General features: G+C 71.3%; 21 protein-coding genes and 4 pseudogenes. 17 read left to right on the plus strand and 8 right to left on the minus strand.

The genetic code is table 11. The annotated features are described in order from the left end of the window. Nucleotides 1-293: 293 nt before the first annotated feature. From JNW87_RS41375 to JNW87_RS07925, 4 genes and pseudogenes are all read left to right on the plus strand, one after another. Nucleotides 294-620 (plus strand): annotated as a pseudogene (locus JNW87_RS41375) (alcohol dehydrogenase catalytic domain-containing protein); the annotation flags it as partial. A gap of 95 nt (nt 621-715) precedes the next feature. Then, entirely contained in the window at nt 716-1,162 is a 447-nt protein-coding gene (locus JNW87_RS07915; RefSeq protein ID WP_236648516.1) for a hypothetical protein, read from the plus strand. A gap of 264 nt (nt 1,163-1,426) precedes the next feature. After that, nucleotides 1,427-3,262, plus strand: a complete 1,836-nt coding sequence (locus tag JNW87_RS07920) for a glycoside hydrolase family 15 protein (RefSeq protein ID WP_109805446.1) — start codon at nt 1,427-1,429, stop codon at nt 3,260-3,262. Nucleotides 3,263-3,306: 44 nt separating this feature from the next. Continuing rightward, a pseudogene (locus JNW87_RS07925) lies at nt 3,307-3,417 on the plus strand (DDE-type integrase/transposase/recombinase); the annotation flags it as partial. A 1-nt stretch (nt 3,418) separates the two neighbouring features. Here JNW87_RS07925 and JNW87_RS07930 read toward each other — a convergent pair. Together JNW87_RS07930 and JNW87_RS07935 are read right to left on the minus strand one after the other, a co-directional pair. Then, complete coding sequence (locus JNW87_RS07930; protein WP_236648517.1) at nt 3,419-4,366, minus strand: redoxin domain-containing protein; 948 nt, start codon at nt 4,364-4,366, stop codon at nt 3,419-3,421. 6 nt (nt 4,367-4,372) lie between these two features. Then, nucleotides 4,373-5,596: an epoxide hydrolase family protein gene (locus tag JNW87_RS07935; protein ID WP_109805443.1), complete on the minus strand. Its 1,224-nt coding sequence runs from the start codon at nt 5,594-5,596 to the stop codon at nt 4,373-4,375. A gap of 276 nt (nt 5,597-5,872) precedes the next feature. On the opposite strand from JNW87_RS07935, the gene JNW87_RS07940 reads away from it, so the two are divergent. Further along, the gene (locus JNW87_RS07940) at nt 5,873-6,184 is read left to right on the plus strand and encodes a hypothetical protein (RefSeq protein WP_238453392.1); all 312 of its coding nucleotides are present in this window, start codon (nt 5,873-5,875) and stop codon (nt 6,182-6,184) included. 39 nt (nt 6,185-6,223) lie between these two features. On the opposite strand, the gene JNW87_RS07945 is transcribed toward JNW87_RS07940, so the two are convergent. Then, nucleotides 6,224-7,279, minus strand: coding sequence for an ROK family transcriptional regulator (locus JNW87_RS07945; protein ID WP_238453393.1), 1,056 nt, complete (start codon nt 7,277-7,279; stop codon nt 6,224-6,226). Nucleotides 7,280-7,367: 88 nt separating this feature from the next. Between JNW87_RS07945 and JNW87_RS07950 the strand changes: the two genes are divergently transcribed. Beyond that, complete coding sequence (locus JNW87_RS07950; protein ID WP_236647529.1) at nt 7,368-8,666, plus strand: DUF1479 domain-containing protein; 1,299 nt, start codon at nt 7,368-7,370, stop codon at nt 8,664-8,666. A gap of 178 nt (nt 8,667-8,844) precedes the next feature. On the opposite strand, the gene JNW87_RS07955 is transcribed toward JNW87_RS07950, so the two are convergent. Together JNW87_RS07955 and JNW87_RS07960 are read right to left on the minus strand one after the other, a co-directional pair. Continuing rightward, on the minus strand, nt 8,845-9,192 hold the full coding sequence (locus JNW87_RS07955) for a hypothetical protein (RefSeq protein ID WP_109801347.1): 348 nt from the start codon (nt 9,190-9,192) through the stop codon (nt 8,845-8,847). A 147-nt stretch (nt 9,193-9,339) separates the two neighbouring features. Continuing rightward, nucleotides 9,340-10,026 carry an FMN-dependent NADH-azoreductase gene (locus JNW87_RS07960; protein WP_238453397.1) on the minus strand — a complete coding sequence of 229 codons (687 nt, stop codon included), beginning with the start codon at nt 10,024-10,026 and terminating at the stop codon, nt 9,340-9,342. A 43-nt stretch (nt 10,027-10,069) separates the two neighbouring features. Here JNW87_RS07960 and JNW87_RS07965 point away from each other — a divergent pair, with 43 nt between their 5' ends. Continuing rightward, nucleotides 10,070-10,558: a MarR family winged helix-turn-helix transcriptional regulator gene (locus tag JNW87_RS07965; protein ID WP_109801345.1), complete on the plus strand. Its 489-nt coding sequence runs from the start codon at nt 10,070-10,072 to the stop codon at nt 10,556-10,558. Nucleotides 10,559-10,564: 6 nt separating this feature from the next. Here JNW87_RS07965 and JNW87_RS07970 read toward each other — a convergent pair whose 3' ends face one another. Beyond that, nucleotides 10,565-12,808, minus strand: a complete 2,244-nt coding sequence (locus tag JNW87_RS07970) for a hypothetical protein (protein ID WP_109801344.1) — start codon at nt 12,806-12,808, stop codon at nt 10,565-10,567. Between the two features lie 267 nt (nt 12,809-13,075). On the opposite strand from JNW87_RS07970, the gene JNW87_RS07975 reads away from it, so the two are divergent. From JNW87_RS07975 to JNW87_RS08005, 7 genes are all read left to right on the plus strand, one after another. Next, nucleotides 13,076-13,666 (plus strand): TetR/AcrR family transcriptional regulator, encoded by a 591-nt coding sequence (locus tag JNW87_RS07975; protein WP_109801343.1) that lies wholly within the window; start codon nt 13,076-13,078, stop codon nt 13,664-13,666. Nucleotides 13,667-13,909: 243 nt separating this feature from the next. After that, complete coding sequence (locus tag JNW87_RS07980) at nt 13,910-15,136, plus strand: IS110 family transposase (RefSeq protein ID WP_109801342.1); 1,227 nt, start codon at nt 13,910-13,912, stop codon at nt 15,134-15,136. Between the two features lie 144 nt (nt 15,137-15,280). Beyond that, complete coding sequence (locus JNW87_RS07985) at nt 15,281-16,102, plus strand: alcohol dehydrogenase catalytic domain-containing protein (protein ID WP_238453394.1); 822 nt, start codon at nt 15,281-15,283, stop codon at nt 16,100-16,102. Beyond that, complete coding sequence (locus tag JNW87_RS07990) at nt 16,084-16,296, plus strand: hypothetical protein (RefSeq protein ID WP_238453395.1); 213 nt, start codon at nt 16,084-16,086, stop codon at nt 16,294-16,296. Before JNW87_RS07985 ends, JNW87_RS07990 begins: the two co-directional genes overlap by 19 nt. 28 nt (nt 16,297-16,324) lie before the next feature. After that, on the plus strand, nt 16,325-16,477 hold the full coding sequence (locus JNW87_RS07995; protein ID WP_161557795.1) for a hypothetical protein: 153 nt from the start codon (nt 16,325-16,327) through the stop codon (nt 16,475-16,477). A gap of 342 nt (nt 16,478-16,819) precedes the next feature. Beyond that, nucleotides 16,820-18,454 (plus strand): ribosomal protection-like ABC-F family protein, encoded by a 1,635-nt coding sequence (gene abc-f, locus JNW87_RS08000; RefSeq protein ID WP_109801340.1) that lies wholly within the window; start codon nt 16,820-16,822, stop codon nt 18,452-18,454. A gap of 108 nt (nt 18,455-18,562) precedes the next feature. Then, nucleotides 18,563-19,288, plus strand: a complete 726-nt coding sequence (locus tag JNW87_RS08005; protein ID WP_238453396.1) for a hypothetical protein — start codon at nt 18,563-18,565, stop codon at nt 19,286-19,288. Here JNW87_RS08005 and JNW87_RS08010 read toward each other — a convergent pair. Continuing rightward, a pseudogene (locus JNW87_RS08010) lies at nt 19,242-20,467 on the minus strand (PucR family transcriptional regulator). The gene JNW87_RS08005 and the pseudogene JNW87_RS08010 overlap by 47 nt on opposite strands. 83 nt (nt 20,468-20,550) lie before the next feature. On the opposite strand from JNW87_RS08010, the gene JNW87_RS08015 reads away from it, so the two are divergent. Beyond that, nucleotides 20,551-21,642 carry a ferredoxin reductase gene (locus tag JNW87_RS08015; protein WP_109801339.1) on the plus strand — a complete coding sequence of 364 codons (1,092 nt, stop codon included), beginning with the start codon at nt 20,551-20,553 and terminating at the stop codon, nt 21,640-21,642. Between the two features lie 14 nt (nt 21,643-21,656). Further along, on the plus strand, nt 21,657-22,796 hold the full coding sequence (locus JNW87_RS08020; protein ID WP_109801338.1) for an acyl-CoA desaturase: 1,140 nt from the start codon (nt 21,657-21,659) through the stop codon (nt 22,794-22,796). A 122-nt stretch (nt 22,797-22,918) separates the two neighbouring features. On the opposite strand, the gene JNW87_RS08025 is transcribed toward JNW87_RS08020, so the two are convergent. Next, nucleotides 22,919-23,602, minus strand: coding sequence for a triacylglycerol lipase (locus JNW87_RS08025; protein ID WP_236647525.1), 684 nt, complete (start codon nt 23,600-23,602; stop codon nt 22,919-22,921). Nucleotides 23,603-23,885: 283 nt separating this feature from the next. On the opposite strand from JNW87_RS08025, the pseudogene JNW87_RS08030 reads away from it, so the two are divergent. Then, nucleotides 23,886-24,157, plus strand: a pseudogene (locus JNW87_RS08030) (hypothetical protein); the annotation flags it as partial.

Raw genomic sequence — 24,157 nt, forward strand, 5'->3', positions numbered from 1 at the left:
ACCGATGGGGGTGAGGATTAGGGCGGTTCATACAGCTACGTCGACTGGCTCTTCGGGCCGACCGCCCTCACGCCCGAGCAGTTACCACCGATGTTTCCCACGAGAATGCACACTCTGGCCGTCGTTGACCAGGCAGAAGGGCGGAGCGGGTGTTGCCGATCATGTTGCCCGCCTACACATTCGGCATCGCGAGGACACCGACCTCGTCGAGTCCTGGAGTGCGCGCTACGCCGTGCGCCAGGACCCGGCCGGTCCGGTGGGAAGGGACACCGATGGCGGGTCTGCCTGACACGATGTTGGAGGCGTACCTCACCGAACTCGGGGGCCCAGAACGCATCCGGATCGGCCCCCTCTCGGTGCCGGTTCCGGGACCCACCGACGTCCTGGTGCGAACGGAGCTGATCGCGGTCAACCATGTCGACACGTTCGTACGCTCCGGCGGGTACGCCACGCACACACCGTTCCCGTTCGTGATCGGTCGCGACCTGGTCGGCTCCGTAGTACGAGCCGGCGAAGGGGTGGATGAATTCGCGATCGGAGAGAAGGTCTGGTGCAACAGTCTGGGGCACCGGGGGCGTCAAGGGTCATTCGCGGAGTTCGCCGTGGTGCCCCGGGAGCGTCTCTACCGCCTGCGGCGCAGGCCGACCCGGCGATCGCCGCCTCCGTACTGCACACCGCGGCGACCGCGTACCTCGGCCTGTTCCGGACCGGCTCCTTGCGGCCCGGTGAGACGGTCGTCGTCGCCGGGGCGGCGGGCGGGGTCGGGAGTGCGGCCGTACAGCTTGCGGTGGCGGGGGGTGCTCGCGTCTTTGCCACGGCGCCAGAGGACTTCGACTGGTGCCGCCGGTGCGGCGCTCACCTGCTGATCGACTACCGCGACCAGGCCTTCCCGGCGCTCAAGCGGGGTGGACGGACCATCGCGCTGGCCGGGATGGCGGCCCGGCCGGTGCTGCCGATGGGCGCGCCGTACACACGTGACGCCAGCATTAGGGGGTTCGTCATCAGCAAGGCCTCGGCCGCAGACCTAGCGGAGGCGGCCGCCGTTATCAACGACCTGCTGGCCACCAACCGGCTCGTCTCGCGAACTACTGGGCCAACGGGTGAACAGTTGCACACCCAGACACGCGAGGTGAACCGCCAACCCTTCGGGGTGCGAACGTAGGTGTCCTGGTCCTCGCCGACCGCGAACGGCACGGTGGCGTCGAGTCCGAGTTCGTGGTGGCCGCGTCGTAGGTTCTACATGAAGGCGTGTCCGGCGATGATCAGCTGCGCTGTTCGGTCGGTCCGTAGCCCGCGCATCGGTTTCCGCCCGGTTAAATCAACCGGACAGGGGTAAGTAGGCGCAAGCGCAATTCAGGGCGTCTCGGGTCGAACTACTCAGGATCCGCCCCGTCAGCTAACACGGCTATCAGCCAACATGGCAAGGATGATCGCTAGGTGGCTCAGCTACTGGAAACCGACCAGTCCGGGGTTGCACGCCGTGTGCGCCGGTCGGATTGAAGACTACGGCTACCTCGCCGACGGCCGATCCGGAGCCCTGGTCGGCCGCGACGGTTCCGTGGACTGGTGGTGCCCGTCTCGGTTCGACGCGCCGTCGATATTCGCCCGCCTGCTCGACGAGGACGGCGGACATTGGTGGATCCGGCCTGCCGGAGACTTCCAGGTCGAGCGGAGCTACCTGACAAACACGCTGGTGCTGCGGACGGTATTCACCACCCGGGACGGATCCGTAGCGGTCACCGACGCCCTGGCCATGGACTCGAATGTCCGCGGACACGAGATCGGCCGGAATCCGCCCGGCCTCCTCCTGCGGCTGGTGGAAGGGCTCTCCGGACACGTTCCAATGGTGATGTCCTACGCGCCCCGCTTCGAGTACGGCCGCGTGCGGGCCCATCTCGATCTGCGCGGCGAGACTCTCGTCGCGAGAGCCACGGGCACCACGCTCGGGATGACCGCGACGGTGCCGGTGCACCACCAGCGGACCGAAGCGTCAGCGTCGTTCACGGTCGACCCGGGACAGCGGGAATCCTTCTCCCTGTCCTACTCGTCGACCTATCACGAACGCGAGCCAATGCCGGTCGACGTACCAGGGACCCTCGCCGAGACAGCCGAGGGGTGGCGCTCCTGGATATCGGAGCACAACTACCCAGGGCAATATCCGGAGTTGGTGCGCCAGAATGTGATGATCCTGGGGGGGTTGACCTATCAGTCAAGTGGTGCGTACGTCGCCGCGGCAAGCACCTCGCTGCCGGTGCGGCCGGAGGGCCACGACAACTACGACTACCGCTACGTGTGGTTGCGCGACTTCAGCCTCGCCATGCGGGCCCTGTACCAGGCGGCCTGCTCGTTAGAGGCGGAACGGCTCTTCCGCTGGTTGGCCGAGGCGATCGGCGATGTGGGCCGGCAGCCCGTACCGATCATGCTCGGGGTCGAGGGCGAGCACGACCTGGCCGAACGTCAGCTCGACGTGCTAACCGGGCACCTTGTCAGGGGTCCAGTGCGGATCGGCAATGATGCCTGGCGCCAGCGGCAACAGGACGCACTCGGCCAGGTGATCGACGCCGCGTGGGTGCTGCGTGACAGCCTCGAACCCATGCCCGACGACGTACGGCGGTTGCTGCGTTCCCTGGCCGAGCAGGCGGCCGAAACCTGGCGGCTGCCAGATTCGGGAATGTGGGAGGCACGGGGCGAGGAGCGGCATTACGTCACGTCCAAGGTGGGATGTTGGATGGCGTTGGACCGAGCCGTGCGGTTCGGCACCGTCCTCGGCAGTGCGGCGGACCTGGAGCGTTGGGCGGCGGCCCGCGACGAGATCCGTGCCGCGATCCTGCAACAGGGCTGGAATCCCAGCGTTGGCGCCTTTACCAGAGCCTTTGGATCCGACGTGCTCGACGCATCGATACTCGTCCTGCCCATCATCGGGTTCATTCCCGCAGCCGACCCGCGGATGCGCGCGACTATCGAACGGATTGAACAGGAGCTGACCACCGATGGGCTGGTCCGCCGCTGGCCCGACGAGTCGGCGGGCTTCGTCATCTGCTCTTTCTGGCTGGTCGAGTGCCTTGCGCTGGCCGGCGAGCGGGATCGGGCCGCCGCGCTGTTCGAACGCCTCGCCGGGCGGGCCAACGACCTCGGCCTCTTCGCCGAGCAGATCGACCTGCGTACGGGTGAACAGTTGGGGAACTTCCCGCAGGCGTTCTCACACATCGGCCTGCTCTCCGCCGCCTTGCGCCTGACAGAGGCCAGCACGCCAGCGCCATGAGGCCTTCACAGCGGCCCGGACGGCGTGGCGAGATTGATAACAGTTCTGGCTGGTTCGTAGACGAAACGTACGTCAGAGTCAACGGGGTCTGGCGGTACGTGTACCGGGCAGTTGACCAGTACGGACAGGTCATCGACGTGCTCGTGTCGGCCCGGCTTACCCGAACGTAAATACGTACGCCTCGGCGCCGGGCTCGAGGAACGTAATCTCCAGGGTCCGTTCGCGGACCGCGTCGTGCTGGCGCACGAGCTGGTACAGGCGGCCCTCCCGGAGCAAGCCGTTCCCATCTTCGTCCACGTCGACGCCGTGTGACGGGCCCGGAGCTTCGCCGTCGACGAGCACGCGGAACGGGATCGGCTCTCGCGCTCCGGCAGACAGCACGAGATGCACGTCGCGCGCGTGGAACCGGTAGGCGATGCCTCCGCCGGCCTGGTCGAGCACGACGTCCTCAGACCCGATTGTCCACTCGCCGGCGAGGGCCCAGTGGTTGAAGGGCAGGCTCTCGGGGAGCTCGTAGGCCCGGCGTTCGTCGAATGCGGCGCCGTTCGGCGACGCGAAGTGCTCGCTGCGCGCGTAGCCGAGATACGTCTCGGGCGTACGCAGGTGGTCCCAGTCGGCCTCGGCCTCCACGCCGAGCCGTTCGACAGGGACGAGCTCGCGCTCGACGCCGAGTAGCCGCTGGATGACGCGCTCCGATTGCTCGTAGCGTCCTTCGCCGAAGTGGTGGTCGCGGATGATGCCGTCCGTGTCGACGAAGTAGAGCGCCGGCCAGTAGTGGTTGTCGAATGCGCCCCAGATCCCGTAGTCGTTGTCGACCGCGACCGGGTAGTCGATCCCGCGCGCCGTGATCGCATGTCGCACCTGGTCGATCTCGTGCTCGAACGAGAACTCCGGCGTGTGGACTCCGATGACGACCAACCCGTCGTTCCGGTAGGCCTGCGACCACGCCCGGACGTACGGCTCCTGGCGCAGCCAGTTGATGCACGTCAGCGTCCAGAAGTTGACGAGGGCGACGTGGCCGCGCAGCTCGGCGGGGCCGAGTGGCTCGGTGTTGAGCCACTCGGTCGCCCCGCCGAGTGAGGGCATGTGCAGACGTTCGGGCACCGTGGTCTAGCGAAGCGACCGGAAGCTGGCGCGTACCTCTTCCGAAAAGAGTTGCGGCTGTTCCCAGGCCGCGAAGTGCCCGCCCTTGTCGAGCCTGTTGTAGTGGATGAGATTGGGGAACGCCTGTTCTGCCCAACTCTTCGGCGCCTGGTAGAGCTCATCAGGGAAGACGCTCACGGCAACCGGGATGGAGACGCCCTTGGCGGCGAAGAAGGAGAGCTTGTTCTCCGCATAGAGACGAGCCGCGGAGACCCCCGTGTTCGTCAGCCAGAAGAGCGTGATGTTGTCGAGGATGTCGTCTCGCGTGAGGCCGCGGGGTTGTCCGGCGAAGGTCTGGCAGATCAGGTCCAGGCTTGCTGCGTCGTGGTCGAGCATGTAACTCGCCAACGCGATGGGCGAATCCGCCAATCCGGTCAGCGTCTCTGCGCGCCCCATCATGAGGGCGTAGCCGGAATGCTTCCAGAAGAAGTCCGCCTGCTCGCACGCGCGTTTTTCGTCGGCTGAGAGATTGGATGGCAGTGAGCCGAGTGCCTTGTTCGCTCCGGTGATGTCGGACTGGAGCAGCGCGTCGATGTCGGGCGGGAAGATGCCAGGCATGTTGGTGTGGATGCCGATGAGTCCCGGAGGCGCCTGCAGACCCATGACTTCCGTGATGAGCGCGCCCCAGTCGCCGCCCTGGGCCACGAACCGGGTGTAGTCGAGGCGCTTCATCAGCTCGATCCAGGCGCGGGCTATGCGCTCGGGACCCCAGCCGGGCTTGGTCGGCTTGCCCGAGAAGCCGTAGCCGGGCATCGATGGAATCACCAGGTGGAACGCGTCCGACGCGCTCGCGCCATGTGCCGTGGGATCGGTGAGCGGTCCGACAATCTTCAACTGCTCGATGATCGAGCCGGGCCAGCCGTGCGTGACGATGAGCGGCAACGCGTCGTCGTGTTTCGAACGAACGTGAATGAAGTGGATGTCGAGCCCGTCGATCTCGGTGATGAAGTTCGGTAGGGCGTTCAGTCTCGCCTCGACCTTGCGCCAGTCGTACTCCTTCTCCCAATAGCGCGCGAGCGCCTGGCTCGTCTCGAGCGGCACGCCCTGCGACTGATCGTCGACGGTCTGCTTTTCGGGCCAGCGCGTTGCCGCGATGCGCGCACGCAGCGCCTTGAGGTCCGCCTCGGGGATTTCTATGTTGAACGGCCGGATCTCGCTGACGGGCGCTCGCGCTTCGGTCTTGACAGCCACGTGGGCCTCCCTTTCGTCTTGAGCTCATTGGCGGTCGAGCGGAGCTTTCGCGAGGGCCTTGGGTAAGGCGCTGCCGGGACTTGTGCCAGTTCGGCAGAGGCACGCGGTCCTTCTGCCCGAGCCTAGAAGGCCTTTCCCGTGATCACGGGCCATTTGAGCAATCCACACGGCCGTCGAATCGACGGCCCGCCTCGGCCCGCCGCCAGCAGGCGGCGGTGTCGGCCACGGTGGCCACGTCGACCGGCCCGGGTGAGGCGACCGCACGAAGGCAGCCGGATGGAGCTGGCCCGTTGGCTCGACCACTGGTCCCGGCACGGCTTCGGCTACTGGACGGTCTGCGACCTCGCGGGGGAGCTGATGCTCGGCTTCGGCGGGCTGAGGCGTACGGATCTCGACGGCGAGCCGGTCCTCAACCTGCATGACGCGGTCCGCCACGATCCGGGGGAAACTGGCCCCTCCTGCCGAGGCGTGGAAAGGCGAGGTCTGGTCAGCCGCCGGCGTCGGCGGTGGAAGCGGCCCCTGGTCCGGCCGTCGCCTGGGTGGCCGCGGTGCGGGGCGCGGCGACGATGGCTGAGCGCAGGCGGTTGATCGCGTCGCTTCGGGCGCCGGCCAGGGACGGTTGCTCCGTCACCTCGGCAACCTGGACCGCACGTGCCGGGGGAAGCGTGCGAAGGCCGAGGAGATGGCGTCCACCATGGCGGGTCGGGTGCCCCAGGAACCGCCGATGACGACCAGTTCCGGGTCGGCGAGCGCGACGATGGCGGCGAGCACGCCGCTGATGGCCTGGCCCAGGGTGTGCCGGGTGGCGGCGGCCTGTGCTCCGTGGCCGGTGGCGCTGCTCAGGAGGCGGTCGACGTCGATCGCGGTCGAGTCGGCTCGGCGCAGTCCGAGTTCGCCGAACACCTCGATGAGACGGGTCGCCTGGCCGTGCGGCCCGAGGGTGATCAGGTGGGCGATCTCGCCGGCGATGCCGGTGTGCCCCCGCCGGATCTCGCCGTCGCTGACTACCGCGCAACCGAGCCCTTCGCCGAGGTGCAGGTAGGCGAAGTCGCGCGGGGCGGCGGGGTTGCTGTCGCGTTCGGCCTGCGCCGCCCAGTTCACGTCGTTGTCGACGATGACCGGCCCGGCGACGTACGGCGTGAGCACCTCGACGGGGTCGAGTTCGCCGAGCAGGAACGGGGCGTCGGGTAGCTGGATCAGTCGACCGGTGGTGCGGTCCACCGGGTCCGCGGCGCTGACCACCGCCAGCCGGGTGGTCGGCGCGGCGTCGTGCCGGGCATGTTCGGCGGCGGTTCGCAGCGCCGCGGCGACCTGGGCGGGTCGCGCCGGCCGAGTGATCTCCTGCCGCGTTCTCGTGACCGTGTCGCCTCGGGCGTCGACGCGTTCGGCCACGACGCCGTCCGGCGCGATGCTGAACACCAGGGCGGTGCCGACCTGGTCGGTGAGGGCGTAGTAGGAGCCCACCCGGCCCCGGCCGCGTCCCCCCGGTGTGCGTTCCCCGGTGTCCGCCACCAGCCCGGCCTCGGTCAGCCGGCGCACGCTCTCGCCCACGGTCGGCTTCGACAGGCCGGTCCGGTGGGCCAGGTCGGCCCGGGTCAGGCGCCGGGCCCGCATCAACTCGCGGAGCACGTGCTCGTCGGTCAGCGATCGGAGCAGCTCCAGCGAGGGCTTCGCAGCGGTCACGCCACGATTCTAGTCAGGAGTCTTGCCTAGAAGGGGGGCGCGCCCTACCGTAACCAAGGAAGGACCCCTGACTAGAAGGAGTCGAGCCGTGACCGCCTCACCCGTGCTGGCAACCGCCCCACTTCCCCCGCTCCCGCACTGGGAGGAGACGCCGACCGACCTGCCGGGGGCCATCCAACAGATCAAGGCGGCGCTGCGCGCCCGCATCGCCGCGTCGGGCCGTACGGTCGAGGAGGTGTTCGCCGTCGTCGAGCGGCGGATCCGGGCCGAGGTCGACGAGATCACCGACGCCCGGGCGCGGGGCGAGACGATCTGGCCGGTCATCGACTACGCCGAGATCGAGGCCGGCACCGTCCCGAAGCACGCGCTGGCGAAGCTGCGCCGCCGCGGCTGTCTCGTCGTCCGCGGCCACTTCGACCGGGAGCAGGCGCTCGGTTGGGACCGCGACATCGTCGAGTACGTCGAGAGCAACGCGTTCTTCGACACGTACCGCGGTCCCGGCGACGACTTCTTCGGCAGCGTCGGCTCCAAGCCCGAGATCTATCCGATCTACTGGTCCCCGGCCCAGATGCAGGCCCGGCAGAGCGACCGGATGGCACGGGTGCAGGCCTTCCTCAACAGCCAGTGGAAGCACGAGTCCGAGGGCGGGCAGTGGTTCGACCCGAACCGCGACTCGCTCTACCCCGACCGCATCCGCCGCCGGCCCCCCGGCGCGAACTCCACCGGCCTGGGCACCCACCTCGACCCCGGCACCCTCGACCTGTGGATGACCGGGGCCTACCAGCAGACGTTCCGTCACCTCTTCGACGGCACCGTCGAGCAGTACGACTCCTGGGACGCCGCCCACCGCACCGTCGGACCGCAGTACCCCGGCACCACGATGTGTTCGGCCTTCCGCACCTTCCAGGGCTGGACCGCCCTGTCGGACATGGACCACGACCAGGGGGTGCTGCACACCGTCCCGATCCCCGGTGCCATGGCCTATCTCATGCTCCGCCCGCTGCTCGCCGACGTGCCCGAGGACGACATGTGCGGCGTCACCGTCAACCAGGTCTTCCCCGCCAACGAGACCTGGCACCCCCTGCTCATGCGAGCCCTCGCCGGCATCCCCGACGTCAAGGCGGGTGACTCCGTCTGGTGGCACTGCGACATGATCCACAGCGTCGCGCCCGTCACCGACCAGCAGGGCTGGGGCAACGTCATGTACATCCCCGCCGCCCCCTGGTGCCCCCGCAACGAGCGGTACGCGGCCGACGTCCGGGAAGCCTTCCGCACCGGGTCCAGCCCCGGCGACTTCCCGGAGGAGCACTACGAGCGCAGCTGGTCCAACCGCTTCCCGCCCGAGGACCTCAACACGACCGGGCGCCGCGGTCTCGGCCTCGACTGACAGTGAGGACGAGCGGGGTCACCCGGCCCGGTGGTCAGGACACCGGGCAGGAGCACCTGCCGCCGGCGCAACCGTCCGTGGCAGCGGGCAGCAGGAACTGGCGGCGCAGGCGGTCAGGTCGTCGCAGCCGGCGTCGATCGCCGACTGCAGCGTGGTGGCGATGACGGGTCGGGCCCACTCAAGGGGTGCCTCGCTGGCTGACACGGGCGGCCAGCGCGTCGAGGACGTCGACATGCACGGCCGGGACCGCGACATCCAGGACGACCTGCCCGGGCGGCTGCGTGGTGACGTCGAAGGTGAAGAAGGAGCAGCAGCGGCTCTCGCGCTCCGTGAGGTCCCGCACGGCCGTCTCCAACTCGGCCGGCCCGGCCAGCGTCAGGCGCAGCCGCGTGTCGCCGAGCCGCTCGGCCCGCCGCACGGTGGCGAACAATTCGTCGAACTCGGCCAGCCGCAGCGGCCGTTGCGCGGTCGGCAGGGTGCACGCCTCGGGCACCCAGCCCTGGTCGAGCCTCACCTCGGTGGTCATGCGCCCACGGTAAACCCGTACCTGGGTACCGAATGCAAGTCGGTGAGGTTGCCGGCGCACGTGGTCCGGGGGACTTGCGCCGGCACGCCTGGTGACGTCCGGTCGTGACCGGCGCGGGCCGGTCACGACGGACGAAGCCGGCTGCCGCTACGCGGCGGCGGCGGCCGGCACCCAGAGGCCGTCGACGGTGCGCTCCGCCGCCGCGAGGCTCTCCTCGGCCAGCGGGATCAGCCCGGCCATGGCCGGATTCACCTGGGCGAGGGTCAGCTCGGCCGTGATGAAGCGGGGCTCGAGTCCGGTCATCGCCAGGCCGTGCGGGAGCCAGGGCTCGGCGTGGTCCCAGCCCGCGCGCGGGGTGCCCGCGCCGTAGCCGCCGCCCCGGGTGGCCAGCACGATGAACTCACGTCCGTCGAGCAGGCCGGCCTGGGTCTCCGGGTGGTACGACAGGCCGGGCGCGATGAGGTGGTCCACCCATGCCTTGACGCTGCTGGGCGCGGCGAAGTTGTAGAGCGGGAGCCCGAGCAGGACCGTGTCGGCCTGCTTCACCTCGTCGACCAGCTGCTCGGTCAACGCCCAGGATGCCCGCTGGGCCGGGGTGTGGTGCTCCGCCGGCACCATCCGGGCCAGGCCGCCGGCCTCGTCGAGGTGCGGCAGCGGCTCGCGGCCCAGGTCGCGGTAGGTGACCGTGCCGCCGGGGTGGGCGGCCCGCCAGGCGTCGGCGGCCCGGGCGTGAGCCGGCGGCTCACCGAGCGGTCCCCCTGGATGCTCGAGTCGATGTGCAACAGGTGCGGCATTGGCTTGCCCTTCCGTAATCGTTGGTGATGCGCGAACCATTTGTATCACGCAGACTCCTGGGTTGGTCGGTAGACTGGGTCACATGCCCGCCGCGCCGGTCGACCAGCCAGAGCACCGCCTGGCGCCGCTGCTCGACCACCTCGCGCGGCGGATGCGGCTGCGGGCCGAGACGGTGCTGGCGCCGCTGGGCCTGCGGCCACGTCACCTCGTCGCGCTGACCGTGCTGCGCGCGCAGGGGGGCAGCAGCCAGCAGGCCCTCGCGGGGACCCTCGCCATGGACGGCACGAACATCGTCGGGCTGCTCAACGAGCTGGAGGCGGAGCGGCTGATCGAGCGGCGACGCTCGCCGGAGGATCGGCGGCGCCACGTCGTGGAGCTCACCGACGCCGGCGCCCGACGGCTCCGCGAGGCGGAGTGCGCCCTCGCCGCGGTGGAGGGGGAGGTGCTCGGCGCCCTCGACCCGGGGCAGCGCGAGACGCTCTACGAGCTGCTCCAGCAGGCCGCCACCGCCACCCCCGCCAGCTGCGCCGAGGCGTTGCGGGATGCGCCGGGAGGCGCGCAGACCTGCTGAGGCCGGTTAGCGTCCCCGGTCCGCCGCGCGGAGCCGGCCGACGAGGTCGCGGACCGCCGCGGCGAACCGTTCGTCGGATTCGCACGGCCAGTGGCCGCGGATGGGCGGCGGGACGCTGTCGCTCGGGGGCACCACCACGTCCTCCGGGTCCCTGAGCCGGCGGTCCACCCGCTCGCTCGGGTCGGCCCCCGGCGGCGGGTCGCCGGGCCGGTGGGCGGCGAACACCCAGCCGCCGATCTGGTCGGTGTCCCGCCACAGGTTCACCCATCGCCAGTCGATCCGGGCGCCCATCTCGCGCAGCACGTCCCGGCCGAGGTACGCCGGGAAGAGCCGGGTGTACAGGCGGTCCAGCGGGGACCCGTAGGTGAGCAGTGCGACCCGGCGGCGCACCGGGGCCGGCAGTTGCAGTACGGCCGCGGCGAGCAGGACCGAGCCGTGGCTGTGGCCGGTGAGCAGGACGCCGTCGTGCTGGCCGGCCAGGTAGCAGATCCGCTTGGCCAGCTCGGGCACGGCCCGCTCGGCGTAGCAGGGCGGCGCGAACGGGTGGGCCGCCCGGGGCCAGAAGGTGCCGAGGTCCCATACCACGCCCACGTACCGGCGGAACTCGGCCGTCCGGTAGGCGAACAGGCCGCCGACCACCAGCCCGGCGATGATCCCGGCGATGAGGTAGCTGCCGAAGGTGAGCCCGAAGTTCACGAATTCCGCCGGCACGCCGAGGAACCGCTCCACCAACGGGCCGGGCTGGTGTTCGAACAGGCCCAGCACGCTCGCGGCCAGACCGACTGCGGCCAGGCCGGCGAACACCATGGCCAGCGGCCCGAGCCGCTCGGTGAACCGGGCCCGGGCGATGGTCCTCGCCACCCGGTCCAGGCGGTCGGCCGCCTCCGGCGGAGCGTCCGGGAAGTCCCGGGCGACGATCGCCGCGGCGGCCCGTCGCCGGCCCGGCCGGGTGAGCAGGGTGATCGCGCCGCCCGCCGCCACCGCGGCGATCGACGCCAGGAAGAACGTGAAGATCGCCCACTTGTACGCCAGGGGCGGGGGCACCAGGTCGCCGGCGCTCCCCGTGATCGCCCGGCGGTTGAGAAAGTACGCCGTCCGGTAGACCAGCTCGGCGGAGAGCGCACTGGCCAGGCCCACCGCGACGGTCGCGATGACCGGCGCGCCGAGGCCGCGCAGCAGCGCCTGCCGGGGATCCCGGCCGCGACGTCGCCACAGCGTCAGCACGGCCAGCGCGAAGAGCAACGTCATCTGCGCGACGAACGCCCAGGCGACGATCCGGCTGTACCCGGGCAGTCCGGTGGAGTGCGGCCAGGAGGTTCCGTCCAGCGCGACGACCCCGAGGGTCGGCACGGTCAGGGCGCAGGCGACGACGCGCGCGGTGGCGGCCAGCCGATCCGTCGGGCCGGTCGACGCCCGTTCCACCGACGCGCCGGCGCAGAGCAGCGCCAGGCACGCCGCGAGCACCGCGCCGGCGACCGCGGCCAGCACGATCACCACGGGCGACGGCCCGCCGGCCCCCCGCGCGGCGAGGAGGGTGAGGTTCAGCACCGCGAACGCCGCGGCGACGTGGATCGCCCGCAACCGACCCACCATCGGCATGGCGTCCCACTGGCCGACCGCGCTGAGCCGGTCGCCCTCGGGGTCACCGCCCGGCGTGCGGAAGGCTTCGTACGGGCGGCCGGGCCGGACGCTGAGCATCCACAGCAGCCCGAGGGCGGCGACCGGCAGCACGACGAGCACCACCAGGCGGAGCCCGACCGGGCGACCGCCCAGCCAGGACAGCCAGGCCCGCCCCTCCAGGCAGCGGGGCGAGCCCATGCACTTCCAGGCGATGAGGTCGAGGGCGACGCCGACCGCGGAGAGCACGTACACCAGGGTGAGGTTGAGCGCGATCAGCCGGCAGAGCACCTTGACGCCCGAGCCGGAGCCCCGGTCCGCCGGGCGCATCCAGATCGCCACGTTGCTGAGCATGAACGGCAGCAGGAAGACCAGGGACAGCGTCCGCGCGGCCGTGCCCGACGGCAGGTCGCTCCACCGGTACGCCTCGAGCACCACCCCGCCGGGACCGGTGGAGTCGGGGTAGTCCGGCCGGGGCCGGAAGAAGCCACCGCTGCGGTCCCCGGCCACCTGGTGGACGTGCGGCCGGTCGAGCACCTGCTCGGCTCCGGCGCCCGAGACGCCGTGCACCCGCAGCTCCACGACCTCGCCCGGGACGTATTGGCGTCCGGGCGGCGGTGACTCCTCCGACATCGGCCCGCGACCCCCGCTGCGCGCGGCCAGCAGCTCGTGACGGGTCGCGGACCGACGACGAGCTCCGCCGCCACCCGGCTGGCCGGGCTGACTACCCGCCCGACGGCCCGCCAACCGCGCTCCGGCCGCGCCGTCCCCGGCGGTTGCCGCGCCGGGTCGTGCGGCCGTGGTCACAGGTCCTGGCATTTCGAGACGACCGGTCATAGCGTTACGACGTCAAGCGCGGGCCGGCCGGCCCGCCGAGCGGCCGGGAGGAGTGGTTCACCGATGGGACGACCCAAGTCGCCGGCTTCCGCCGGGACCCGGCAGCGGCTCGCCGAGGCGGCGCTGGAGCTGTTCCACACGCGGGGCTACAACGGCACCAGCATCCAGGACATCGTCTCCGCGGCCGGCGCCCCGAAGGGCACCTTCTACAACCACTTCGCCAGCAAGGAAGCCCTTGCCCTGGACTCGGTGACCCGGTACGCGTCCGCCGTGCCGCTGGAGATGCTCGACGAGAAGCAGGGTGGCAGCCCGCTGGAACGGATCACCGCCCATCTCCGGTGCCTCGTCGCGCTCTCCGACACCCTGGGCGACCGCGGCTGCCTGCTCGGCAACTTCGCCACCGAGATCCCCCCGCACAGCGGTGCCGTCCGGGACGCCGTCGACGCCGGGTTCGCCCGCTGGGTCGACGCCCTGGCCGGGGCCATCGAGCAGGCCCGGGACGCGGGGGAGCTGCATGGAGACGAGCCGGCGGGGGTGCTCGCCGGTTTCATCGTCCACAGCTACGAGGGCGCGGTCGCGCGGGCGAAGGCCGCCGGCGATCGCCAGCCCGTCCAGGAGTTCCTCGCCGTCACCACGGCGCGGATCCTCACCTAATGGGGGCTGCCGGGTCAGCCGCTGGCAGACTCGGTGCCTGGTAGCCGCGGGCGGGTGAGCACTCCCCTCACCTGGGCCGATGTATGGAGTCCTGGGGTAGAGCGTGCCCCCGCCTGTGGTCGGGAGATGAACGGCTGATGGGGTGTCGTGCCCGCTGGGTTCTGGCGTGAGCACTGGTCCATTAGGGCGCTGGAGTCTTCCGTGGGCTGCTGACACCGACCCCTGGCGGAGCGGAGACCCGGAGTGCTGTTCGTAGGAGACGACTGGGCTGAAGATCATCACGATGTGGAGGTGCAGGACCAGCACGGCCGGGCGATGCGCACGGCCCGGCTGCCTGAGGGCGTGGAGGGGATAGCCCGTTTCCACGAGCTCGTGGGCAGGTTCCTGCCCGATGATGGTGATCCGTCCCAGGTGCTGGTGTGCATCGAAACCGACCGTGGGCCGTGGGTTCGGGCGTTGATCGCGGCCGGTTACCAGGTCTACGGGGTGAATCCCAAGCAGGCCGCGCGACACCGGGAGTTGGTGTCGCTGTCGGGTGCCAAGAGTGACAAGGCCGACGCGCACACCCTGGCCGACATGGTCCGTACCCGCCGCCACCAACTGCGGCAAGTCGCCGCCGATTCCGACCTCGCCGAGGCGGTCAAGGTCGTGGCCCGCGCGCATCAGACCCTGATCTGGGAACGCACCCGGCACATGCTGCGGCTGCGGGCCGCGTTGCGGGAGTACTTCCCCGCCGCGCTGGATGCCTACCAGCCGCTGACGTTGACCGGCACCGACGCTCTGGAGCTGCTGGCCAAGGCCCCGACCCCGGCCACGGCGGCCAGGCTTTCGCTGTCGCAGATCAGCGCAGTGCTCAAACGGGCCCGCCGCCGTGACATCCCGGCCAAGGCCGCGGCGATCCAGCAGGCCCTGCGCACCGCGCATCTGGGCCAGGCCGAGGTCGTCACCGGCGCCTACGCGGCCACCGTCCGCGCCACGGTCGCGATCCTGCAAACCCTCAACACGCAGATCCGGACCATGGAAAGCCAGGTCGAGGCGCATTTTGGCCAGCACCCGGACGCTGAGGTCTACCTCAGCCAACCCGGCATCGGCGTGATCCTCGGCGCCCGGGTGCTCGCAGAGTTCGGCGACGCCCACGGCCGTTACACCGACGCCAAGTCCCGCAAGAACTACGCCGGCACCGCGCCGATCACCCGCCAGTCCGGAAAGTCCAAGACCGTCCACGCCCGGTTCGTCCACAACGACCGACTCGTCGACGCTCTCCACATGCAGGCCGGCGCCGCGATCCTGCACGACGTGGGTGTGCGCGCCTACTACGACGAGCTACGTTCCCGCGAGATCGGACACAACGCTGCCCTCCGCCAAATCGGCAACCGCCTCGTCGGAATCCTCCACGGCTGCCTCAAGACCGACACTCACTACAACCAGACCACCGCCTGGTCACACCGCACACCACGCGCTGCCGCTTGACATCTCAGCTCCTGGGGTGTCCGAGCCGTCCGGGCCCCGGGGCGTCGACCCGGCGGCGGCGGCGCCCCCCTTTTTTGTCTCCCTTCCAAGACGACCGGTCATACGCCAACGACCGGCGTCCTTCCATCGAACGTGAGGATCATGATGACCACCTACCGTGCCTTCGAGGTGACCGGTGCAGGGCAGTTCGCCCTGGTTGAGCGCGAGTTGACCGACCCGACGCCCGGCCAGGTGCGGCTGCGGGTACAGGCCTGCGGGGTCTGTCACACCGACACCCTCGCCGTCAACGGACTGCTCCGCGACCCGTCGACGCCGATCGTGCCCGGCCACGAGATCGTCGGCGTCATCGACGCGGTCGGCGCCGGCGTGACCGCGTGGCGCCCCGGCGACCGGGTCGGCGTCGGCTTCCTCAACGGCCACTGCGGCGAGTGCGACTCCTGCCGCCGCGGCGACTTCGTGAACTGCGCCGCCCAGCCGCTGACCGGCACTACCGTGGACGGTGGATACGCCGAGGTCGCGTATGCCCGAGCCAGCGGCCTCGTGCGGATCCCGGACCGCCTCGCCGCGACCGACGCCGCTCCGCTGCTCTGCGCCGGACTGACCATGTACCAGGCGCTCCAGGGGCTCGACGCCCGTCCCGGCGCCCTGGTGGCCGTCCAGGGTATCGGCGGGCTCGGCCACCTCGGCCTGCAGTACGCCCGCGAGCTGGGCTACCGCGTCGTCGCCATCGCGCGCGGCACGGAGAAGGCGGGACTCGCGACGGAGCTGGGCGCCGAGACCTACCTCGACAGCACCACCGAGGACGTCGGCGCCGCCCTGCAGAAACTCGGCGGCGCGGCGGCGATCGTCGCCACCGCGGCGAGCGCGCGTCGATGTCCGCGCTGGTCCCGGGGCTGGCACCGCGCGGCCGGCTGGTCGTGGTCGGCGCCGGCTTCGACCCGATCTCGGTGCAGCCCGCCGACCTGATCTTCGGCACCCGGGCCATCGCTGGGAGCCTGACCGGCAGCTCCATCGAGAACGAGGACAACCTCCACTTCAGCGTGCGACGGGGGGTGCGGTCGAGGAATGAGGTCCGCCCGTTCGCCGAGGCGCCCGAGGCGTACGCCCACATGCTCACCGGCCGGGCCCGGTTCCGCGTCGTGCTCGACGTGGCCGCCTGAATCCGACATTCGGCACGAGGAACAGGTCATGAACGAGCTGTTGGCGAAGGTCATCGCCGTGCACGGCGGCATGGACCGCTGGAACGAGTCGACCTCGGTCAGCGCCCGGGTGCTCGGTGGCGGTGGCCTGTGGGCGCTCAAGGGACAGGAGGGCGTGCTGCAGGACATCCAGTTCGAGTAGGGACCGACAGATGCCCGGCCGACCGGCTCCAGGGCCGCGATCCGGTCCAGCGCGTCGAGGGGTCCCGGCTCGGTGATGCTGACCACCGCGGTCGTCCGTCCGGGCGGACGACCGCGGCACGGGCCGTCGGCAGCGGCCGGACGCTGTTAGGGTTGGCACCGAGTGATCGGAACAGGGAGACCAGACATGGCGGGCGACGACGACATCTCCGGGTGACACCGGACCCGGCCCCGGCAGGCGCGCCTCAGCGCAGCCGCCGTGGCGCCGTGCCGTCGTTCCACGAGCCCTGTTCCCCGCCGGGCCGCCCTGCCGCGCGCGCCCGCATCACCACGAGGACGCCACATGTCCGACGCGTACATCACCTGCTCGAACCTCTCCTTCTCCTGGCCGGACGGCACCCCGGTCTTCACGGACCTCTCCGTCACCGTCGGCGCGGAACGCACCGGCCTCGTCGGGCCCAACGGCGCCGGCAAGAGCACCCTGCTCAAGCTGATCGCGGGCAAGTACCGGCCCACGGGCGGCGGCGTCTCCGTCCGGGGCGTCCTCGGTCACCTGCCGCAGGACCTGCCGCTGGACGGGGCGCGGACCGTCGCCGAGGTGCTGGGGGTCGCCGACCGGCTCGCGGCACTGCACGCCATCGAGTCCGGAGACGCCGGCGAGGAGCACTTCGCCACCCTCGGCGACGACTGGGACGTCGAGGAGCGCAGCCGCGCCGAACTGGACCGGCTCGGCCTCGGCGACGTTTCGCTCGACCGCCGGCTGCACACCCTCAGCGGCGGCCAGGTCGTCTCCCTCGGGCTCGCCGCGCAGCTGCTGAAGCGGCCCGACGTCCTGCTGCTCGACGAGCCGACCAACAACCTCGACCTCGACGCCCGCCGCAAGCTGTACGCGGTGCTCGAGGAGTGGACCGGCTGCCTGCTGCTGGTAAGCCACGACCGGGCGCTGCTCGACCGGATGGACCGCATCCTCGAACTCGACCGGGGCGGGGTCCGCTCCTACGGCGGGAACTTCACCACGTACGAGGAGGCCGTCCGCGCCGCGCAGGACGTCGCGGAGCGCAACGTCCGCAACGCCGCGCAGGAGGTCAAGCGGGAGAAGCGGGAGATGCAGCAGGCGCGGGAGCGGGCCGAACGCCGGGCCGGCAACGCCGCGCGAAATCTGAAGAGCGCCGGGCTGCCGAAGATCTTCGCCGGGACGATGAAGCGGGGCGCGCAGGAGTCGGCGGGGAAGTCGAACGAGACGCACGCCGCGCGGGTCGGCGAGGCGCGGGCCCGGCTCAACGAGGCGGGCCGGGCCCTGCGCGACGAGCAGAAGATCACGCTGGAGCTGCCGGGCACCAACGTCCCGGCGGGACGGACGGTGTTCCTCGGCGAACGGATGCAGGTGCGCCGCGGCGACCGGGCCCTCTTCGCCGGCGACGGCGTCGACCTGGTGATCCGGGGACCGGAGCGGATCGCGCTGACCGGGCCCAACGGCGTCGGCAAGTCGACCCTGCTGCGACTGATCCACGGTGACCTGACGCCGGAGGGTGGCCGGGTCCGGCGGGCCGACGGCCGGGTCGCGTACCTGTCCCAGCGGCTGGACCTGCTGGACCTGGACCGCACGGTGGCGGAGAACCTGGCCGCGTTCGCCCCCGGGATGCCCGACGCGCAGCGGATGAACCTGCTCGCCCGGTTCCTGTTCCGGGGCTCCCGCGCCCAACTGCCGGTCGGGGCGCTCTCTGGCGGTGAGCGGCTGCGCGCCACCCTGGCCTGCGTGCTGTGCGCCGAACCGGCGCCGCAGTTGCTGCTGCTCGACGAGCCCACCAACAACCTGGACCTGGTCAGTGTCGGGCAGTTGGAGAGCGCGCTCGGGGCGTACCAGGGCGCGTTCGTGGTGGTCAGCCACGACGTGCGGTTCCTGACGGAGATCAAGGTGGAGCGCTGGCTGCGGCTCGACGAGGGCGGGCTGCGTGAGACGGACGCACCCGACGACTAGTCCGACAGGAGGCCGGGAGGACCGTTCGCTCGTGGCGTCACCGACCACTTGGGAGGCACTCTGACCGGTATGGAGTGAGTGTCGCGAATGTGAGGGGTGGTGAGGGCGATGAGTGCCCGCAGCCTGGCAGAACTCGCCGTCGAGCGTGACGTGCGTCCGGTCGGCGAACAGACCGGATCGGCCACCGAAGTGCTGGTGGCCGCCATCCCGTCCGAGACCCTGGCCGCGTACACGGCGCTGGTCGGCATCGTCCTCGCCGCCGACGTGGGCGCCGGGTACGGCGCGTTCCGGTGGTCGGCGTACGTGATCTTCGTGGTGTTCGCGTTCCTCGCGCCGTTCGCCGGCTACTACCGGAAGGTGACGTCGCCGGAGAGCACGCCCGACGCCGACCACCGCCGGTTCCCCGTCCTGGAGTGCGCCGCCGCGGCGCTCGCGGCGGCGGCCTGGGGCCTCGTCATGCCGGGCAGCCCGCTGGGCATCGTCCTCGACGGCAACGCGCTGGTGTTCGCGACCGCCGCGCTCGTCCTCGGCGCCGCGACGCTGCTCGCCTTCGCCACCCAGTTCCTGGGCAAGGCCAACGACCGGAACACGGCCGGGGTGCCGGTCCCCACGTTCGTCATCGACGAGCCGTGCCGCTCACGAGCGTCGGCCCGGCCCGGGTCACCGGGCAACGCCAGGACGTCGGCTGACGCCCGCCGGACGTCGGCGAGGAGCCGTGGCGGTCTCCGCCGGCCTCACCCGCTTCCGCGCATCCCGGTGACGCTGAGCTCGGCGTCGCCGCCCCGGCTCACTCCGGTTCGGGGGCGGCCGGGGGCATCGCCAGCGCGAGGGTGAGGTCGAGGACGGTGGCCGGGTCGTGGAGGCGGTCGCCGTACAGCTCGCGCAGCTGGCCCATCCGGTAGCGCACCGTCTGCGGGTGCACGAACAGGTCGGCCGCCACGTCGTCGCGCCGGCCCTGGTGCAGCAGCCACGACCGCAGCGTCTCGGCCAGCCGGTGCGCGGTGGCCGGCGGCAGCGACTCCAACGGCTTCAGCGCCTGGGCCCGCAGGTCGGCCAGCCCCTCCGGGTCCATGCTGAGCACCAGCTCGGCGAGGTGCTCCTCGGTGTCCAGCGGCCCGGCGTCGGGCGTCCGAGGCCGAGCGCCAGCGCCCGCGTGGCCCGCTCATAGGAGGTGCCCACCCGGCTCCACGGGCGTGCCGGCCCGAGCACCGCCCGATGCCCCCGCAGCACCCGGGCGAGCTGCCGGCGGCCGGCGCCGTGCGCGTCCGGCACCAGCAGTACGGCCAGCTCCTCGGCGAGGTCGACCCCGGGCAGGTCCTCCCCGCTCTCCAGGGTGTGCGGGCTGAGCAGCGCGAGCACCGGGCGCAGGTTGCGGCGCGGCAGCAGCACGACGGTGAGCGTCTGCGGCGGCGGCCACTCCGCCCGCTCGGCGCTGCGGCGCAGGGTCTCCTCCGGCTCGCCGGCCAACAGCTGCTGGGTCAGCCGCTCCAGGTACCGGCGCTGGACCCGGCCGGCGCTGGCCAGCTCGTCGGCGTGCCCGGCGACGCTGGCGGCGGAGAGCTCGTCGATGTAGGCGAACATCAGCTCGGCGAACTCGGCGACGGTCTCGGCCGCCAGCCCGGCCTGCACCGTGGTGGTGGAGACCTCCCGCCAGGCCACCCGGGCCCCGATCCGGTACGCGGCCAGCAGCGCGTCCATGCTCCGGCCGGAGCGCGCCTCCCCGCTGCCGAGCGCGTACGCGGCCTCCAGGGCGGGGGTCAGCGGGGTGCTCGGGTCGGAGGACTGGGCCTTCTCGAGGAGCTGAAGGAACGTGCCGAGCGCGATGCGTACCGCGTTCTCGATCTTCTCCCGCATGGTGCCGGTGAGGGCGCCGGAGTAGCCCGGCACCTCGCCGGTGATCGCGCTGACAGTCCGCTCGGCCACCACGGGGAGGCGGCCGCGGAGCCGGGCGGCCACCCGCTCGTCCAGTTCGAGGCGGGCGGCCCGCCGGGTCGTCCCGGACTGGTCGGACATGTTGTTCTCCCCGAACAAAAACCTGCCGCTGATTCACCTTTGCCGGTCAAGATGTTATGCGATTGCGCGGCCACCCTGGTCATATGACCACAACTGTCCCGCGGCCCCCCGGGAAGGTCTCCTTCCGCGCCAGGCTGCTGCGGCTGGCCGAGACGGTCACCACCCCGCTGCTGCCGGAGGACTACCTCGACCTGGTCGCGCCGCTGCGCGCCGGCGCCGCCCTGCGCGGCCGGATCGTCGCCGTGCGACCGGAGACCCGGGACGCGGCGACCGTGGTCATCCAGCCCGGCCGGGGCTGGCGCGGCCACGTCCCCGGACAGTACGTGCGCCTCGGCGTGGACGTCGACGGGGTCCGCCAGTGGCGCGCCTACTCGGTCACCTCGGTGCCCGGCAGCCGGGACGGCCGCCTCGCGATCACCGTCAAGGCGATCCCGGACGGCAAGGTCAGCAACCACCTGGTCCGCCGCACGCGGCCCGGGACGATCGTCCAGCTCGACCAGGCGCAGGGCGACTTCGTGCTGCCCGAGTCGGCTCCGGAGCGGGTCCTCCTGCTCACCGCGGGCAGCGGCATCACCCCGGTCATGGCGATGCTCCGCGCCGGCCTGCACACCCGCGCCGACGTGGTGCTGGTGCACTCCGCGCCCACCCCGGACGACGTGATCTTCGGTGCGGAACTGCGGGCGCTCGCCGAGCGGGGCGCGCTGCGGCTGGTCGAGCGGCACACCGACACCGACGGGCTGCTCGGCGTGCACGAACTCGACGACCTGGTCCCCGACCACGTCGAGCGGGAGACCTGGGCCTGCGGCCCGGTCGGCATGCTCGACGCGGTCGAGGGGTACTGGACCTCCCGAGGCGTCGCCGAGCGGCTGCACACCGAGCGGTTCCGCCCCACCGTGATCTCCCCCGGGGAGGGCGGCACGGTCACCTTCACCGGCTCCGGGACGACCGTCGAGGCCGACGGCGCCACCCCGATCCTCGACGCCGGCGAGAACGCCGGCGTGCTGATGCCCTCCGGGTGCCGGATGGGGATCTGCTTCGGCTGCGTGCTCCCGCTGCGCCAGGGCGCCGTACGCGACCTGCGCAACGGCGACCTCACCACCGCCGTCCCCGGCGACGGCGTGCTCATCCAGACCTGCGTGTCGGCGGCGGCCGGTACCTGCGACATCGAACTCTGAGAGGAGGCCTGCACGTGACCGTGATCCAGAAGAAGGCCGTCAACCCGATCGCCCACCTGAGCGCCGAGGACATCGAGATCATCGGCAAGGAGCTGGACGCGATCCGGGACCGGGTGATCGCCGACCGGGGGGAGCGGGACGCCCGCTACATCCGCAAGGTGATCAAGACCCATCGGACGCTGGAGCTGAGCAGCCGCGCGGTGCTGCTCTTCTCCTTCTTCCCGCCGGCCTGGATCGTGGGCACCGCCGGCCTCGCGGTGGCGAAGATCCTGGACAACATGGAGATCGGTCACAACGTCCTGCACGGGCAGTGGAACTGGATGCGCGACCCGAAGATCCACTCCACTACCTGGGACTGGGACCACGTCTCCCCGCCCGACCAGTGGCAGCACTCGCACAACCAGCTGCATCACCGGTACACCAACGTGATCGGCAAGGACAACGACCTCGGGTACGGCATCATGCGCGTCGACGAGGACCAGCCCTGGCACCCGGTCCACCTCGGCCAGCCGCTGTGGAACCTGATCAACGCCTGTTTCTTCCAGTACGGCATCGCCGCGTACGACCTGGAGCTTGGCCACAACCTGCGCGAGGGCCGGCACAAGGCCCCGGAGTTCCGGGCCAGGGCCCGCGCGGTCGGTCGCAAGATCCGTCGCCAGGTGCTCAAGGACTACATCGTGCACCCGCTGCTGTCCGGCCCGTCCTTCCTGAGCACGCTGGCCGCGACCTTCACCGCGAACCTGATCCGCAACGTGTGGAGCCACTCGGTGATCATGTGCGGGCACTTCCCGAACGGAGTGGAGACCTTCGAGAAGACCTCGATCGAGGGCGAGACCCGGGGCGAGTGGTACCTGCGGCAGATGCTCGGCTCGGCCAACATCAGCGGCAGCAAGCTGATGCACATCATGACCGGCAACCTGTCGTTCCAGATCGAGCACCACCTCTTCCCCGACCTGCCGAGCAACCGCTACCAGGAGATCGCCCCGCAGGTCCGGGCGCTCTTCGACCGGTACGGGCTGAAGTACACCACCGGCCCGCTGCCCAAGCAGGTCGCCTCCGCGTGGTGGAAGGTCATCCGGCTCTCCCTGCCGAACCGGCGCCGCGACCGGAGGCAGCCGGTCGCGCCGGCGCTGGTCTCCTCCGGGGCGGCCTGACCCGTCGCCCGACCCGGCCTCGCACGTCGCCCGCCGACCGGACACCCATCTCTCGGTGTCCGGGCCGGCCGGGCCGCTGTCGTTCCTGCCGGTGTGCGTGGACTACCGCCGGGCGGTGGGTGTCACGGGTTGACGAAGTCCCGCACCTGGCCGTAGATGGTGGCGTCGTTCTGCAGGCTGGTGTGGAAGACACAGGCCGTCTGGGTGTTGGTCGCGCCGGAGAGGATCGTGCTGTCCACCGGGTTGATGACCCCGTCACAGGGGGAGCGCCAGGTGCCGTAGCCGAAGGCGCCGGGCGTCTCGTCGCCGGAGTTGAGGGTGGCGAGGAAGGCCGAGCTGACCCGCATCTCCACGCAGGCGGTGCTGACGCAGGTGTTCGCCGAGCTGGTGCCGTGGTTGGGGCCGCCGAGGGAGACCCATCGGTCGACCTTGCCGCTGCCGGCGAGGTTCTTCAGGTAGTAACGGGAGGACAGCCCGCCCATCGAGTGGGTGATGATGTCCACCTTGGTCGCGCCGGTGCCGGCCAGCAGCTTGTCGACCTCCTGGCTGACCGTCTGCGCGGTGGTCGCGTTGGACTGGCTGGTGTTGTAGGAGAACGCCCGCAGGTGGCTCGACGGCCACCCGTCGGCCTGGAAGCGGCTGATCATCGTGTTCCAGGTCGAGGCGCTGCTGTTCCAGCCGTGCACGAACAGGATCGGGTTGCTCGACGGCGTGTACGAGGCGGCCTGCGCGGGGGAGGGGAGGCCGACCAGGGTCGCGGTGGCGACCGTGAGGGCGAGCAGCCATCTCGTCAGGAGCGATGCCACGGGGGTGGGTCCTTCCGGGGGAGACCGGCGGCGCCGCCGGTCGGCGGGCCGCCCACGAGCCGTCCACGTGCCTGTTCGGCACCTCGGAGGGGGTGCGACACGGGCTCGGGGGGACCCACGTCGTCCGAGGTGCGGGAATGTTACCGACGGGTTGCCATCAGATGTCAATACATCGATGCAAGGTGACTGTCGGTCGACCGGCGACGCCAGCGGGTGGTGGCGGGTCTCCGGGGGTGCCTGGCAGACTTTCCGGAGGTCACCGCAGGCGGAGGGACGTGGGTCCATGACGGGAAACGGGCACGACCTCCGGCCGGACGCCGAGACCTTCACCCTGTTCGGCGCCCGGGTGACCATCGTCGACGCCGCCGGGCTGCTCGCCGCGGCCGGCGCGGCCCGGTCGAGCTGCTCGCCGACGCCACCTTCCCCGCCCCGGTGCGCGCCGTGCGACTCACCGTCCGGCCGCCGACGGCACGCACCGCTTCGACGCGGAGGTCCGCACCTCCGCCGGCCGCGCGGTCGGGCTGCTGGCCCTGGGCGTCGCCGGCCCGGCCGGAG

This window comes from Micromonospora sp. ATA51 (assembly GCF_016802855.1).
In the GTDB taxonomy this organism is placed as follows: Bacteria; Actinomycetota; Actinomycetes; order Mycobacteriales; family Micromonosporaceae; genus Micromonospora; species Micromonospora sicca.